The organism is Cyclobacterium sp., from assembly GCF_014762705.1.
GTDB lineage: Bacteria > Bacteroidota > Bacteroidia > Cytophagales > Cyclobacteriaceae > Cyclobacterium.
In genome coordinates, this window is the sequence record NZ_JABURL010000080.1 from 49,556 (window position 1) to 64,323 (window position 14,768).

Annotated in this window: 12 protein-coding genes; 8 read left to right on the forward strand and 4 right to left on the reverse strand. The window is 43.5% G+C overall.

The window, feature by feature from the left end:
• Positions 1-43 precede the first annotated feature (43 nt).
• Entirely contained in the window at positions 44-505 is a 462-nt protein-coding gene (locus HUJ21_RS15070) for a hypothetical protein (RefSeq protein WP_291371181.1), read from the reverse strand.
• A gap of 205 nt (positions 506-710) precedes the next feature.
• Between HUJ21_RS15070 and HUJ21_RS15075 the strand changes: the two genes are divergently transcribed.
• Positions 711-911: a hypothetical protein gene (locus HUJ21_RS15075; RefSeq protein WP_291371183.1), complete on the forward strand. Its 201-nt coding sequence runs from the start codon at positions 711-713 to the stop codon at positions 909-911.
• Between the two features lie 57 nt (positions 912-968).
• Here the strand turns inward: HUJ21_RS15075 and HUJ21_RS15080 are convergent, their stop codons facing one another.
• On the reverse strand, positions 969-2,360 hold the full coding sequence (locus HUJ21_RS15080; protein ID WP_291371185.1) for a transglutaminase-like domain-containing protein: 1,392 nt from the start codon (positions 2,358-2,360) through the stop codon (positions 969-971).
• 266 nt (positions 2,361-2,626) lie between these two features.
• On the opposite strand from HUJ21_RS15080, the gene HUJ21_RS15085 reads away from it, so the two are divergent.
• Genes HUJ21_RS15085 through xylA form a run of 3 tightly spaced genes read left to right on the forward strand, consistent with a single transcriptional unit; the run spans position 2,627 to position 7,137 of the window.
• Positions 2,627-4,270 carry a sodium/sugar symporter gene (locus HUJ21_RS15085; protein WP_291371187.1) on the forward strand — a complete coding sequence of 548 codons (1,644 nt, stop codon included), beginning with the start codon at positions 2,627-2,629 and terminating at the stop codon, positions 4,268-4,270.
• A gap of 19 nt (positions 4,271-4,289) precedes the next feature.
• Entirely contained in the window at positions 4,290-5,780 is a 1,491-nt protein-coding gene (locus tag HUJ21_RS15090; RefSeq protein ID WP_291371189.1) for an FGGY family carbohydrate kinase, read from the forward strand.
• 43 nt (positions 5,781-5,823) lie between these two features.
• Entirely contained in the window at positions 5,824-7,137 is a 1,314-nt protein-coding gene (xylA, locus tag HUJ21_RS15095) for a xylose isomerase (RefSeq protein ID WP_291371191.1), read from the forward strand.
• A 52-nt stretch (positions 7,138-7,189) separates the two neighbouring features.
• Here the strand turns inward: xylA and HUJ21_RS15100 are convergent, their stop codons facing one another.
• On the reverse strand, positions 7,190-8,599 hold the full coding sequence (locus HUJ21_RS15100) for a tagaturonate reductase (RefSeq protein ID WP_291371193.1): 1,410 nt from the start codon (positions 8,597-8,599) through the stop codon (positions 7,190-7,192).
• Between the two features lie 31 nt (positions 8,600-8,630).
• The gene (locus tag HUJ21_RS15105; RefSeq protein ID WP_291371195.1) at positions 8,631-9,659 is read right to left on the reverse strand and encodes a LacI family DNA-binding transcriptional regulator; all 1,029 of its coding nucleotides are present in this window, start codon (positions 9,657-9,659) and stop codon (positions 8,631-8,633) included.
• 261 nt (positions 9,660-9,920) lie between these two features.
• Between HUJ21_RS15105 and HUJ21_RS15110 the strand changes: the two genes are divergently transcribed.
• Genes HUJ21_RS15110 through HUJ21_RS15125 form a run of 4 tightly spaced genes read left to right on the forward strand, consistent with a single transcriptional unit; the run spans position 9,921 to position 14,741 of the window.
• Positions 9,921-11,333: a putative oxidoreductase C-terminal domain-containing protein gene (locus HUJ21_RS15110; protein ID WP_291371197.1), complete on the forward strand. Its 1,413-nt coding sequence runs from the start codon at positions 9,921-9,923 to the stop codon at positions 11,331-11,333.
• A 29-nt stretch (positions 11,334-11,362) separates the two neighbouring features.
• On the forward strand, positions 11,363-12,631 hold the full coding sequence (locus tag HUJ21_RS15115; RefSeq protein WP_291371199.1) for a prolyl oligopeptidase family serine peptidase: 1,269 nt from the start codon (positions 11,363-11,365) through the stop codon (positions 12,629-12,631).
• 17 nt (positions 12,632-12,648) lie between these two features.
• Entirely contained in the window at positions 12,649-13,845 is a 1,197-nt protein-coding gene (locus HUJ21_RS15120) for an acetylxylan esterase (protein ID WP_291371201.1), read from the forward strand.
• 5 nt (positions 13,846-13,850) lie between these two features.
• A complete protein-coding gene (locus HUJ21_RS15125) occupies positions 13,851-14,741 on the forward strand; it encodes a TIM barrel protein (RefSeq protein ID WP_291371203.1) in 891 nt (296 codons plus the stop codon).
• Positions 14,742-14,768: the final 27 nt, after the last annotated feature.

Below are 14,768 nucleotides of genomic sequence, written 5' to 3' on the forward strand. Positions count from 1 at the left end.
GCCTTGGGTACCATCCGAATAGGGGTGCTGTTCTTTTCATCGGTTAAAAGACATCCAGGATTTTATAGGTACGGTCATTTAACCCAAACGAATCGCCTTTCTTTTTTCCTTTCATTTCTTTATAGATTGGCGCCTCTCTTGAAATACCAAAAAGTGCTTCTCCTTCTACTTCAAAGTTCTCTATACTCACACTTGGGAAAAAGGTCATTTTATCGGTTTTGACCACTGCACCCAAAGTGACTTCATCAAAGATGTTTTCTGCCGTTTTCATTTGTTTCAAAAAATCCAGTTCGGCTACTACAAAATTTAACTCGTCTGCAATCCTGTTGATCACAATGGCACTTTCATCTTCCTGACCTTGCTGGTCGTATTCATATTTGTCATCCTGGGCTTGTTGCTCCCCCTCCCTCAATTCCCTGATTCGGGTCTGAAAATCAGAAACAATGGCTTCCTGGTATTTGATGGCTTGTTCCATCACTTTCTTTTTATATTCTTTTTTGTCCATGTTTAAAGATTATAGTGAAAAATATTTGTTGCAAAGTTTTTGTATAAAATTTCATTTATAACTTTAATGTACACACAATTAGTTCAGCGAGCAAATAATGAAAGAGGGAAATAATGGCATGTTTTTAAAATGATTGAAGGAACAAATATGTTTATTTTTAAAAATTGTTAACTTTAAAATTACTTATAACCGTAACGAGAGAACTATGAAATTATTAAAGAGTGTAAAATCCACGGCATTATTGATGGTATTGATGGCGTTTTTCTTTTCTGCCACTGTAAGTTCTTGTGGCAACAAAAAGACGGACGATACAGAGGAATCTGCAGAACATCCGGAAGGCGAACACCCTGAAGCAGGTAGCGAAGACGAGCACCCCACCGACGGGGGAGGAGAACATCCCGAATAAATCTTAATAGAAGGTCGATAGAAGCATCTTCCCGGTGTTTCTATCGACCTTTAATTACTAATTACTTCTAGAAAAAGTAAATGTAGTCTGGGCAACTGCAGATTTTCCATCAATTTCTAATAATGGGTAGGCCAGAAAATTTATCGGGCCTGAGGCTGGTCCAGGATTTAGCTCTAAATCCCTTCCCCTGCTAAATTCTATGCGATTGGCAGGGTGGCGTCCAAAGTAATAGGTGGCCAAAGCGGTATATTTATTTCCTTCACTGATATCTACCGGCCACCACTTTCCTTCTGCAAAGAATTCCGCCCAGCAATGGTACCCGTCTATCCCCCCTTCGTTTCTATCCGAAGGAATGGCTGCCCCAATCGAAAACCGTGCGGGTATGCCCACTGATCTTGCCAGAGAAATGAACAAGGAATGGAATTCAGTGCAATTACCGGTTTTTGCATCACAGGCATAAACTGCATCACCTTTACCATATTCTCCTGATTTGGCATACCGCATATTGTCAATGATGTAATCGTAGATGGCCCTGGCCTTCATGAGTTGGCTGTCTTTGTTTTTTTCTCCGATGGCTTCCATGGCTATTTCGCGGAATCTTCTATCTACAGGCATCAGGCGATTGGATGCCAGGTACCTGTCGGCTACTTCTTCCTGAGCAGTGTAAGGACCCTTTTCCTTCCTGTTTACTTTATAAACCAATTTTACCTTTTGACCACTGTGTTCCGGCCCCAGCTTCATGTATAGAATTTGGTTATGGTTGACCTTGTCCTCAATCATCCGGTGATTTCCCGGAATGTCCATGCTTACCAATTCCACTTGTTGAAAAGCATCACTTAAAGCCATTGGAATCCACATCTCAGCAGCTTTCTCCAAAGTGGGAAGGGTAGCTTGATAATTAAAAACAAATTGGTCCTCTCCTTCAATTACCCCTAACAATTCATTGGTAGCTTCTTCTATGGGTAATTTGTACCAGGTTTTGTCTTCTTTTTGTTTCCAGCTGTAAAATGGTTTCCCATTGAGTTTGTGCACCGATGTTGCTGTTACATCCATGGCTCCGGGTTCCCCTTCCATAAAAAAATCCACATCATAGACATCGCCATTCACATCAGCCAGGTCGACGCAGGCAAAATGGCTTTTGGGACCGAGATTTGAAAGGTACTCGGTATGCACCCGGACCAGCTTCAAGCGTAACAATTTATCCCCGTCTTTTACGATAAAAAAGCCATCATTTTCTTCCGTTTTGGAATCTATATATGCTTTGATACCCTTTTCAATATCTGCTATATCTACTTTTGGGCGGGAAACTACCTTATTTTCCTGTTGAGCGTTTTCCTTTTTTTCACTGGGCTGGCAGCCGTAGAGCAAGAGTAATCCAAAAATTAATAACTTTTGACTTGAAAGGTATGCGGTATTCATTATCCTGTAGTGGTATGGATTGACCTTCATTTTTAATCTGGCTTGCGGTTGATTTTTTCAAAGATAAAATATATCTGTGTAGGAACAAGGAGTTCCCATTGAATATGAAAGACAAAGGTCTGACAAGCCCGGATTTATCTTGCTCCTGGGATTCATCTACAAGGTTCGGAATCCTGAATGATGAAATCTATTTAATTTTATTTTATAAAAACCTTATTTGACTATATTGCATCTTTGTTTTTAATAGTAAAATCAAGTGAATTGACTTAAGACCGAACCCATTAATCCAAACATTCATGAATTTCACCACTTTAGACCTTATCATCTTTGTAGGTTACTGTATTTTAATCCTCATGATGGGATACCTGGTCTCCAGGGAAAAGAAGGGACATATCAAGGATTCCAATGATTATTTTCTGGCGAGTAAAGCTTTGCCCTGGTGGGCGGTGGGTGCTTCGCTGATTGCCTCGAATATATCCGCCGAGCAGTTTATCGGCATGTCAGGATCCGGTTTTGCGTTGGGACTTGCCATCTCCACCTATGAATGGATGGCAGCTGCCACACTGATCATTGTGGCCATTTTTTTCCTGCCAGTTTACCTGAAAGAAGGAATAAGCACCATGCCCCAATTCTTGTTGAAAAGGTATGATAGCAGGGTGAGGACGGTAATGGCGGTATTCTGGTTATTGGTCTATGTATTTGTAAACCTGACCTCTGTACTTTATTTGGGAGCCTTGAGTTTGGAAACCATCCTGGGTGTCCCCCTGACCTATGGCATTGCCGGTTTGGCGCTTTTTGCCATGTTGTATTCTATATATGGAGGGTTGAAAGCTGTGGCCTGGACGGATGTAGTTCAGGTTTTCTTCCTTGTCCTGGGTGGTCTTGCCACTACCTACCTGGCCTTGTCCATTGTAGGTTCAGGGGATGTTTTTGCGGGTTTTACCTCTTTGTTAAAAGAAGCCCCTTCCCATTTCAACATGATTATCAATAAGGGGGAGATGATGATTCCTGATGGTGATGGGGGGCAAAGGGACGCTTACCTTGATTTGCCTGGTATCAGTGTGTTGATAGGGGGGATGTGGGTAATCAACCTGAATTATTGGGGCTTTAACCAGTATATCACCCAAAGGGCTTTGGCAGCCAAATCCCTAAATGAAGCCCAAAAAGGTATGGTTTTCGCTGGCTTCCTTAAGCTGGTCATGCCTTTGATTGTGGTGATTCCGGGCATTGCTGCCTTTGTGATTGTCAATCAAGGGGTGGACACCTCTTTTATTTCATCCATGACGGATCCGGAAACGGGCATCATCAAGTCAGACCGGGCTTATCCTACCTTGCTTCAGTTACTACCATCTGGCTTGAAAGGCTTGGCATTTGCCGCTTTAACTGCTGCAATAGTTTCCTCTCTGGCATCCATGGCCAACAGCACCTCCACCATATTTACCCTGGATATTTACAAAACTTTCTTTGACCAAAATGCATCGGAAAATAAGCAGGTAAGGGTAGGTAGATTGACAGCTATCATCGCATTTATTATTGCTGCTATAGTGGCACCAGCCTTGAGCGAGTTGGATCAGGCATTTCAGTATATTCAGGAATATACGGGATTCGTGTCTCCGGGTGTTTTTGCCATATTTATTTTTGGCTTCTTTTGGAAGAAAACTACTTCCAATGCAGCCCTTACTGCGGCGGCTCTGACCATCCCTTTGTCCACAGCCTTTAAATTTTTGACACCAGACCTTCCATTTATTGATCGTATGGGAGTAGTATTCCTGATCCTTGCCGCATTAATCATTGTTATCAGTTTGTTGGATGGAAAAGGCAAAGACCATCCCAAAGGAATTGAAATTACAAAAGACCTTTTTGTTACCAGTACCAAATTCAAAATAGGAGCTATCCTGATTTCCGGGATCATTGCCGCACTTTATATTGTGTTCTGGTAAAATATTTATTTAAAGAAGCATGAGACAACTACTGATTGGATATGATGTGGGAAGTTCTTCTGTGAAAACCACTTTGCTGGATGCTGATTCCGGGAAGGTGGTAGCTTCAGAGGGATTGCCCAAAGAAGAAATGCGTATAGAGGCTCCTCAACCGGATTGGGCAGAACAGGATCCGGAAACCTGGTGGAAATTCATCATAGCCACTACAAAGGAGGTAATCAAAAAGGGAGGTGTCAAAGCCGGAGAAGTCAAGGCCATCGGAATTTCCTACCAGATGCATGGCCTGGTGCTGGTGGATGAAAAATTATCCGTCATCAGACCGGCCATCATCTGGTGTGACAGCAGGGCGGTAGAAATTGGCAACAAAGCATTTGAGGCTTTAGGAAGTGCCTATTGTTTGGAAAACTTGCTGAACTCGCCCGGTAACTTTACCGCATCCAAGCTTAAATGGGTGAAAGAAAACGAACCGGATCAGTTTGACAAAATCCATAAAATCATGCTTCCCGGTGATTTTATCGCAATGAAGCTGACCGGTGAAATTCTTACCTCTGAAACGGGGCTTTCCGAAGGTGTTTTTTGGGATTTCCAGAAAAACGGATTGGCAGATAAACTTCTGGAATACTATGGGCTGGATGCATCCATTTTGCCGGAGGCCGTAGCCTCTTTTGGACATCAGGGAGGTATATTGCCTGAAATTGCCAAAGAATTGGGATTGGAGGCAGGTATTCCCGTGACTTATCGTTCCGGGGATCAACCGAATAACGCCTTTTCGTTAAATGTTTTGGATGAAGGGGAGCTGGCTACCACAGCAGGAACTTCGGGTACGGTATATGGGGTCAGTACCAAACCAGTATATGATCCCAAATCCAGGGTCAATACTTTTGTCCATGTTAATCATACAAAAACAGATCCCCGGTATGGAGTCTTACTTTGTGTCAATGGTACTGGGATACTGAACAGTTGGCTTAAGAAGCTCTTGGGTCCGCAAATCATGGATTATGAACAAATGAATCAATGGGCAGCCGAAGTTCCGGTTGGATCTGAGGGCCTGACTTTTATACCTTTTGGCAATGGTGCGGAAAGAATCATGGAAAACAAACAGGTGGGAGCCCATTTGTCCGGATTAAATTTACTCAAACACGACAAAAGGCATGTGCTCAGAGCCGGGCAGGAAGGGATCGTTTCTGCCCTTACCTATGGTTTTAATATCATGAAGCAGATGGGGCTTAACCTTAAGACCGTGAAAGCAGGTAAGGCCAATATGTTTTTAAGTCCTTTGTTTAGGGAGGCCTTTGTCAATATGAACGATGTTGCACTGGAATTGTATGATACAGATGGAGCTCAGGGTGCTGCCAGGGGAGCAGGTATAGGTCTGGGCATTTATGCCGGAGCAAGAGAGGCTTTCCAGGGACTTAAAAAAATTCAGGTACTAGAGCCTGAAAAACAAAAGCAGGAGGCATACAAGGCGGTGTACGGGAGGTGGGAGCATAGCCTGCAACAGGTAAAATGAAGGAAACCAAAAATTAATTTAAATACCTAAATAACAGAACAACATGTCAAAATCATTTTTCCCAAATATCGACAAAATTAAATTTGAAGGCAGGGATTCGAAAAATCCCCTGGCATTCAGGTTTTATGACGAAAACCGAATGATCGGTGGAAAAAGCATGAAAGATCACTTTCGCTTTGCCATTGCTTACTGGCATAGCTTCTGTGGCACCGGAAATGACCCCTTTGGGCCGGGTACTTTGGTTCGGGAATGGGATAAGAACCCGGATCCAATACAACGGGCAAAGGATAAAATGGATGCTGCCTTTGAATTTATAGGTAAAATTGGAGCCCCATTCTATTGTTTTCATGATGTGGATCTGATCGATGAAGGAGAAGACCTGGCTACCTATGAAAAGCACATGCAAGCTATCGTGGATTATGCCAAACAAAAGCAAAAAGAAACCGGCATCAAATTATTATGGGGTACGGCCAATGTGTTCAGTCATCCCAGGTACATGAATGGGGCTGCTACCAATCCGGATTTCAATGTGGTAAGCCGTGCGGCCACCCAGGTAAAAAATGCCATTGACGCGACCATCGCACTTGGAGGAGAAAACTACGTTTTCTGGGGAGGTAGAGAAGGATACATGTCTTTATTGAATACAGACATGAAACGGGAAACCGAGCATTTGGCACAGTTTCTCAGCATGGCCAGGGATTATGGAAGGAAACAGGGGTTCAGAGGTACCTTCCTGATTGAACCTAAACCTATGGAGCCCACGAAGCATCAGTATGACTATGATGCAGCTACGGTAATCGGCTTTTTAAGACATTTTGGATTGGACAAGGATTTCAAGCTTAACCTGGAAGTCAATCACGCCACTCTGGCAGGACACACTTTCCAACACGAACTGCAGGTGGCACAGGATGCCGGATTGCTTGGCAGCATTGATGCGAATCGAGGGGATTACCAGAATGGTTGGGACACCGATCAGTTTGCCATCAATTTACAGGAATTGACCGAGTCCATGCTGGTACTTCTTCAAGGTCAGGGATTTACTACCGGAGGGGTGAATTTTGATGCAAAACTTCGAAGGAATTCTACAGATCTGGAGGACTTGTTCCATGCGCATGTAGGCAGTATGGATGCCTTTGCAAGAAGTCTGATCATTGCAAATGACATTATGGAAAAATCCGATTATCAGCTGCTTAGAAAAAGAAGGTACAGCTCTTTCGATAGTGGGAAAGGCAAGGATTTTGAAACGGGTAAACTAAGTTTAGAGGCCTTGAGAGAACATGCCATTGCAACCGGGGAGCCCGTAATGAGCAGCGGCAAACAGGAAATGTATGAAAACATTCTTAATCAATATATTTGATACCCTGGCAATAAAAAAAGGCTTTGAAACTCAAAGCCTTTTTTTATTGCCTTTATTCTTTTTCCAATAGTAAATCCACTTCCCGGATCAAGGCTTGACTCAGGCCTGGAATAAGATTGAGGTCCTGGTCCCAAAATTCAATTTTTGACAGTACACCAGCTACCACCTCTTCGCTTGATTTGATCTTCCAAATTTGGTCGAAATAATGCAGTATGTCCTCTTTGTCCTTTAAAGGTATCTTTTCTCCCTTATAATGCCCCCTGTAAAAAACAATCAGGGCCGCAAAGGCTTCGCAAAGATGCTGTGGCAACTGGTTTTCTTTTCTGATAAAATCCAGTAGCGATGGGAGTACCCTTACTTTCCATTTGGAAATGGAGTTTAGCGCAATATCACTCAATTTATGTTTGATAAATGGATTTCTGAAACGATCCAGGACCGCTTCGGCAAAAGGTTTCAGGATATCTTCCGGCAAATCCATGGATGGGATGATTTCTTTAAAAATGGTTTGCTGGATAAAATCACTTGTACCGGAATCATCCATGGCCTCTTTTACCAACCTGATTCCTTTTAGGTAGGCAACGGGTACCAAGCTGGTGTGAGCCCCATTCAAAATCCGGACTTTGCGGGTTCTGAAAGGAGTGAGATCAGCAACGAATTTTACGTTAAGCCCTTGTTTGTCTGCCGGAAATTTCTCTTTCAGCTCATCCGGCCCTTCTATGGCCCAAAAGTGAAATGGCTCTGCCATCACCATTTGATCATCCCTGTACCCCAGATTTTCTTGTATTTTTTCAGCGGCGTCAATAGGGAATCCGGGTACGATTCTGTCTACAAGCGTATTGCAGAAAGTATTGTATTTGACCAGCCAGTCTTCAAAAGTGCCGGGAAGGTTCCAGAGATCCACATACCTAAGGACATTTTCTTTAAGTTTCTGGCCGTTGTCCGCTATCAATTCACAAGGCAGGATAAGCAGCCCCTTGTCCGGATCACCGTCAAAGTGCCGGAACCGCTGAAAGAGCAGTGCGGTTAATTTTCCCGGAAAGGATTCCGGCGTAATGGTCCAATCCCTGTCCTTCTCTTCAAAATAAATTCCTGCTTCCGTGGTATTGGAAAAGATAAAGGCAAGTTCAGGAGAATTGGCCAATTCCAAAAACCCTTTGTAATCGATGTATGGGTTAATGGCCCCTCTTACACAATCGATGAGCTGATTTTCTTCCACGGTTTCACCTTTTTGAAACCCCCTGACGATCACATGATAAAGACCTTCCTGTTCATTGATTATACGGGCAGGTTTTCTGCTGTGCACCTGCACCATTTGTATATCACCGTTAAATTCAGCCTGATCGTTGAGCACTTGTACCATCCAATCGGCAAAACCTCTCAAAAAATTACCAGTTCCGAATTGAACGATTTTCAAGGGTCTTGGAGAAGTTTTTCCTGTGTTTTGTCTGTTTAAAGGTTTCATTTTAAAGAATTTAATTAGGGTTTAAATTTAATCATTGCAATCTTTTGGAAGAGGCCCTGACGATCAAATTGGCATCAAGGACCTTTTTTACTTTAGGCTTATTTCTCTGGTCAGCATTAACCATTTCGAAAAACAATGCAGCCGCACTTTGTCCCATATCAATGGCTTTTTGATCCACCGTGCTGAGAGTGGGCTCGGTGAAAGCAGTAAAAGGCTCATTACTGAATCCTACCAAACCAACTTCTTGAGGGATTTTTACATTGATTCGTTTCAATTCCTGCAAAGCCCCAACAATGGCATAATCACTGGCAGAAAAAATGGCATCGAACCCCAAATTATTATCCAATAGTCGATGAGTACTCATTTGTCCCCCGTCCAATTGCATGTTGCTTTCTACCACTAATCTAGGATCAAAATTAATACCATTGTCCAAAAGTGCTTGTTCGTAACCTCTTAATCTTTCCTGATAAATCCTGATTTTCATGTGGCTGGTAAAATGGGCAATATGCCGGTAACCTTGCTCAATCAAATGGCTTGTGGCCTGATAGGCAGATAGATAATCATTGATGATGACTTGATTTACATTCAGTTTATCCGTGGTCCGATCAAAAAAAACCAGGGGGATGCCTTTTTGAAGTACAGATTCAAAATGGTCGAAATTATGCGTGTTTTTTCCCAAAGAGACCATGATCCCATCCACTCTGGCATCCAGCAAGGCCTCGATGGTTGCTACCTCTTTTTTGTAATCATCATAGGATTGGCTGATCATGACTTTATAATCCAGTGCATTGGCATGTTCCTCAATTCCGCGAACAATGGAGGAGAAGAAATTCCTGTTAATGGTAGGCACAATGATACCTATCAATTTACTCTTTCCATGGCGAAGGGCAGCGGCAATTCTATTGGGTTTGTAGTTGATGGCCTTTGCAGCATCCAAGACCATTTTTTTCGTTGTTGCGCTAATTCTGGGGTGGTTATTCAAGGCTCTGGAAACCGTGGAGGCGGTAACACCAACTTCCAAAGCAATGTCATGGATGGTGATTTTTTCTTTCTTTCTCATTTATTTTTTCTGGACGCAGAATATGGGGCATAGCAGCGTTGAAGCCATTTAAAATGAATGATAAGGAAATAATCCAGCAAATGCAATCGATTGCGCTAATATATGTTTTATTCTTTTGCTTTATTCTTTATATTTAATTCCTTGTTGTCCCATTAACCCCAAAAATTGAATACAGTAGAGGGGATAATTCAGATATTTAAGTGTAAAATATCTTTTTTGTAAAATTTAACCAATTATCATCTAAATTATAAAACAAAAATTATGAAAATCAATAGTAAATTTTGGTCACCTGTGGCTGCATCAATTTTACTTTTAGCTGTGTCATGTTCCAACGAAAAAATGGAGGAAGAAGAAGTGAAAACAACCTTTACCGGAGAAAAGAACGAAATCAAATTGCTTACCCTGGACCCCGGGCATTTTCATGCCCACCTGGTTAAGAAGTCCATGTATGATCAGGTGGACCCCAAGGTTCATGTGTATGCGCCGGATGGTCCTGAACTAAAGGCCTACCTGCAGGCAATTGAGCGTTATAATACGCGTCCTGAAGATCCAACCAGTTGGGAGATGGAAGTGTATACAGGGGATGATTATTTAGAAAAAATGCTTAGTGAGAAAAAGGGTAACGTGATGGTTACCGCAGGAAATAACAAAGAAAAAACCGCCAATATCAAGGCTACCGTTGCTGCTGGTCTCCATGTATTGGCAGATAAACCCATGGCCATAGATGTTGCCGGATTCGAAATGCTTAAAGAATCCTTTGAGTTGGCCAAAGAAAACAATGTGCTTCTTTTCGATATCATGACAGAAAGGTTTGAAATATCTACCATTCTTCAAAGGGAGTTTTCCATGATACCGGAAGTATTTGGTGAATTGGAAAAAGGAAGCCTGGAAGATCCCGCCATTACGAAGGAAAGCGTTCACCATTTTTACAAACAGGTATCCGGCAGTCCTTTGATCAGGCCGGCCTGGTTTTATGATGTGAGCCAGCAAGGAAATGGAATCGTTGATGTGACCACTCACCTGGTAGATTTGGTGCAATGGGAAAGTTTCCCGGAAGAGATTATCGATTACGAAAATGACATCGAAATGATCAATGCCAGGAGATGGACCACTGATCTGACCCTGGATCAATTTACCCGCTCCACGGGTTTACCGTCTTACCCGGATTACCTGGGAGGGGTAGTGGAAGATGGTATTTTGAAAGTTTACGGCAATGGAGAGATCAATTACACCATCAATGATGTTCATGCCAAGGTCTCTGTGATCTGGAACTATGTAGCGCCTGAAGGGTCTGCTGATACCCATTATTCTATCATGCGGGGCAGCAAGTCCAATCTGGTGATTCGTCAGGATGCCGAAGAAAAATACATTACTGAATTGTACATAGAACCGGTTGAGGGAGTAGACCTGGCCGATTTTGAAAAAACCCTCAAAGAGCAGGTCGAAAATTTAACAGAGAAATACGAGGGCCTGGGTGTGGTTAAGGTAGCTGATAAAGATGCCTGGCGCATAGAAATCCCCCAGGCTTTCAGAACCAGCCATGAGGACCATTTCAGGGAAGTGACAGAGCGATATATTGAGTACCTGACAGCAGGTAAATTGCCCGAATGGGAGGTGCCCAATATGCTGGCCAAATATTATGTCACCACAAAAGCATTGGAAATGGCACAATAATTCTGCCTGTTGCATAGCCGGATTTTATTATGGAAAAACCAAGAAGATCATTTATCAAGCAGGCAGGATTGGCAGGCTTCGGATTGGCCGCCGGCATTCACATGCCAGTATCTCATGCATCAGTTTTTACAAAAAACACCAACAGGATGGCAGTCAATGGTCAAAGCATTATCGGCCCATATGGACCATGGGTGGATGGTCTGATTAAAGATTCGTTGCCCAAATTTTCCTACAGAAACCCTTCATTCACCAATTTGGAGCAATGGAAGGCATTGGCCCTCGATAGAACCAGGGAGCGCATGGGTATTCCAGATACAGGCCCGCTTCCTGTTGTCACGCGGCATGATAGTCATGTGCATGATGGCTTGGAAATCGAATCCATATCCTGGCAACTTCCCTATGGCAGGCCTACACAGGCACTGGTGCTAAAGCCTGCAGGTGCCAAAGGTAAACTACCTGCCATTCTGGCTTTTCATGACCATGGAGGTAATAAGTATTTTGGATTAAGAAAAATCACCAGAACAGGAAAAAGCCAACATGAGTTGATGGTTGAACATCAGGACCATTACTATGAAGGTAAGGCATGGGCCAATGAGATCGCCAAAAGAGGTTATGTGGTGATGGTTTCAGATGCTTTTACATTTGCCAGCAGAAGGGTAATGATGGAGGATGTCCCTGATCACCTGCATTCTGGTCTGACGGACAAGAATCCGGAAAATGCCGGTAATATTGCTGCCTACAATGACTGGGCAGGTAACCACGAACATATTATGGCAAAATCTCTGTTTTGTGGTGGCACTACCTGGCCGGGGGTCTTCTTTGCCGAGGATAAGGTTGCTCTTGACCTGCTTGTGGCCAGACCTGATGTGGATGAAGCAAGGGTGGGCTGTGGAGGCCTGTCCGGTGGAGGATTGCGAACGGTGATGATGGCCGGGTTAGACCACAGGATCAAATGTGCCGTTTGTGTGGGTTTTATGAGTACCTGGACAGATTTCATTTTGAATAAGTCCTACACCCATACCTGGATGACATATGTTCCCAGGTTGCCTGAAGAACTTGATTTCCCTGAAATCCTGGGGTTAAGGGTGCCATTGCCGACCTTGGTATTAAACGATAAGGAGGATCAATTGTACACCTTACCAGAGATGGAAAAAGCAGATAAAATTCTGGCAGACATCTATGAAAAGGCTGGATTCAGCGACAATTACAAGGCCTCCTACTATCCCGGTCCCCATAAATTTGATGCGGACATGCAGCAGGAAGCCTTTTCCTGGTGGGACAAATGGTTAAAAGCTTGACACAAACCTTTATGAAAATGAAAATAATCCATTACCCATTAAACTGCTCGTTCTTTTTCTCTTTATTAATGCTCCTCACCATATGGGGTTCCAAAGCTCAATCTTCCGCATCGGATGATATGCTTTGCGTAGGTGCCCACTGGACAGAAGAAGAAGGAGCTGGTTTTCTGCAAATGATGCAGACTGAATATACCAGCGAAAAGGCCTGGGACAAAAGGGCCAAAAGCATTCGCAAGCAAATTTTAAAGGGAACGGGCTTGGACAATATGCCTGAAAAGGGTCCCATGAACCCCATCATGGGCGAGATTAGGGAATATGATGGTTATAGCGTCCGGAATGTAGCTTTCGAAAGCTTACCCGGAGTATTTGTCACTGGAAGCCTGTACATACCAGCTGAATTCTCGGGTAAAGCACCAGGAATTCTCAGTCCTCATGGCCATTGGGATAAGGAAGGAGAGGTGGGCCGTTACCGGCCAGATGCACAGAAAAGATTTGCCTCCATGGCCAGGATGGGGGCCATGGTCTGGGCCTATGATGCCGTGGGCTATGGTCAGCAAAAGGAGTTGGGCTGGGACCACAGAGAAGACGGGGAAGTGCTAAAACTCCAGCTATGGAACAGTATACGGGGAGTGGATTTTATTCTGTCAATGGGCGCAGACCCTGAGCGGCTGGCCGTGACAGGAGCTTCAGGGGGGGCTACCCAATCCTTTCTTTTGGCTGCTGTGGATGATCGGATCGATGTGATAGCTCCTGTAGTCATGGTATCTGCCCATTTCTTCGGTGGCTGTGTATGTGAAAGCGGTATGCCCATTCATAAGAGTAAAAATTTCCAAACCAACAATGTGGAAATTGCGGCTCTGGTCGCTCCAAAACCTCTTTTGCTGGTATCTGTAGGAGGAGATTGGACCAAAAATACACCTCAGGTGGAATACCCCCACCTGCAATACATTTATGGATTGAAAGGTAAAAAGGAAATGGTTCAAAACATCCATATTCCAGCCGATAATCATGGATATGATGACAAAAAAAGACAGGCAGTTTATCCCTTTTTAGCCGAACATCTGGGATTGGATCTTTCCAAGGCCATGCATGCGGATGGAAGGTTAAATGAGGATAAAGTTGAACTGGAGGCCCAGGAAGATTTGTACCCGTTTAATGAAAAAAACCCTTTACCTGAAACAGCCATCACTTCCGTATTCGATGTTAAATGGTAATTTGTATGAAGAACAATCAAAATAACAGGAGAAATTTCCTGAAAAAAAGCATGCTTTCCGGCCTTGCAATGGGTACTTTGGGTTCCTGGTCTTTGCCAGCTACGGCCAGTGTGAAAGTATCAAAAATGAATTTTGGTCTGGTAACATACCTATGGGGAAAAGACTGGTCCCTGGCAGAATTGATCAGTAATTGTGAGAAAACCGGGTATAAAGGGGTAGAGTTAAGGACAGAACATGCCCATGGGGTGGAAGCACACCTGAGCAAGGCTGAAAGAAAGGAGATCCGGAGCAGATTTGAAGCTAGTCCGGTTAGCTGCGTGGGTTATGGAAGCAATTTTGAATATCACAGCACTGACCCGGCTTTGGTTGTGGAAAACATCAGGCAAACCAAGGCTTACATACAACTTTGTGACGATATAGGAGCAACAGGCATTAAAGTAAAACCAAATACCCTTCCTGAAGGTGTTTCAAGAGAGAAGACCATCGCACAGATCGCTAAATCCCTTAGTGAGGTGGGGGAATTTGGGGCCGACCATGGTCAGTTGGTCCGTGTGGAAGTTCATGGCAGGATCACCCAGCAACTTCCCGTGATGAAGGCGATATTTGACCAGGTTACCTCTTCCAATGTAAAGATATGTTGGAACAGCAACGATACTGACCTGATGGAACCGGGATTGGAGGCGAATTTCAATATGGTGAAAAAGTGGTTGGGAGACACCACCCACGTAAGGGCTTTTGATGAAAATGATTATCCTTATCAGGATCTTTTTCGCTTATTGGACCAGGCCAATTATCAGGGCTGGATTTTGCTGGAAGCACACAGCAATCCGGCGGATAAAGTGGCTTCCATGGTGGCGCAAAAGCAAATGTTCGAAAATTTTATTTCCAGTTTATAGCAGTCAGTCCTAAAAAAACAAAAGAAT

Coding starts and splice junctions, on each gene's coding strand:
- HUJ21_RS15110 (WP_291371197.1), top strand. CDS start 9,921: ATGAAAATCAATAGTAAATTTTGGTCACCTGTGGCTGCATCAATTTTA.
- HUJ21_RS15100 (WP_291371193.1), bottom strand. CDS start 8,599: ATGAAACCTTTAAACAGACAAAACACAGGAAAAACTTCTCCAAGACCC.
- HUJ21_RS15115 (WP_291371199.1), top strand. CDS start 11,363: ATGGAAAAACCAAGAAGATCATTTATCAAGCAGGCAGGATTGGCAGGC.
- HUJ21_RS15080 (WP_291371185.1), bottom strand. CDS start 2,360: ATGAAGGTCAATCCATACCACTACAGGATAATGAATACCGCATACCTT.
- HUJ21_RS15125 (WP_291371203.1), top strand. CDS start 13,851: ATGAAGAACAATCAAAATAACAGGAGAAATTTCCTGAAAAAAAGCATG.
- HUJ21_RS15120 (WP_291371201.1), top strand. CDS start 12,649: ATGAAAATAATCCATTACCCATTAAACTGCTCGTTCTTTTTCTCTTTA.
- HUJ21_RS15075 (WP_291371183.1), top strand. CDS start 711: ATGAAATTATTAAAGAGTGTAAAATCCACGGCATTATTGATGGTATTG.
- HUJ21_RS15090 (WP_291371189.1), top strand. CDS start 4,290: ATGAGACAACTACTGATTGGATATGATGTGGGAAGTTCTTCTGTGAAA.
- xylA (WP_291371191.1), top strand. CDS start 5,824: ATGTCAAAATCATTTTTCCCAAATATCGACAAAATTAAATTTGAAGGC.
- HUJ21_RS15105 (WP_291371195.1), bottom strand. CDS start 9,659: ATGAGAAAGAAAGAAAAAATCACCATCCATGACATTGCTTTGGAAGTT.
- HUJ21_RS15070 (WP_291371181.1), bottom strand. CDS start 505: ATGGACAAAAAAGAATATAAAAAGAAAGTGATGGAACAAGCCATCAAA.
- HUJ21_RS15085 (WP_291371187.1), top strand. CDS start 2,627: ATGAATTTCACCACTTTAGACCTTATCATCTTTGTAGGTTACTGTATT.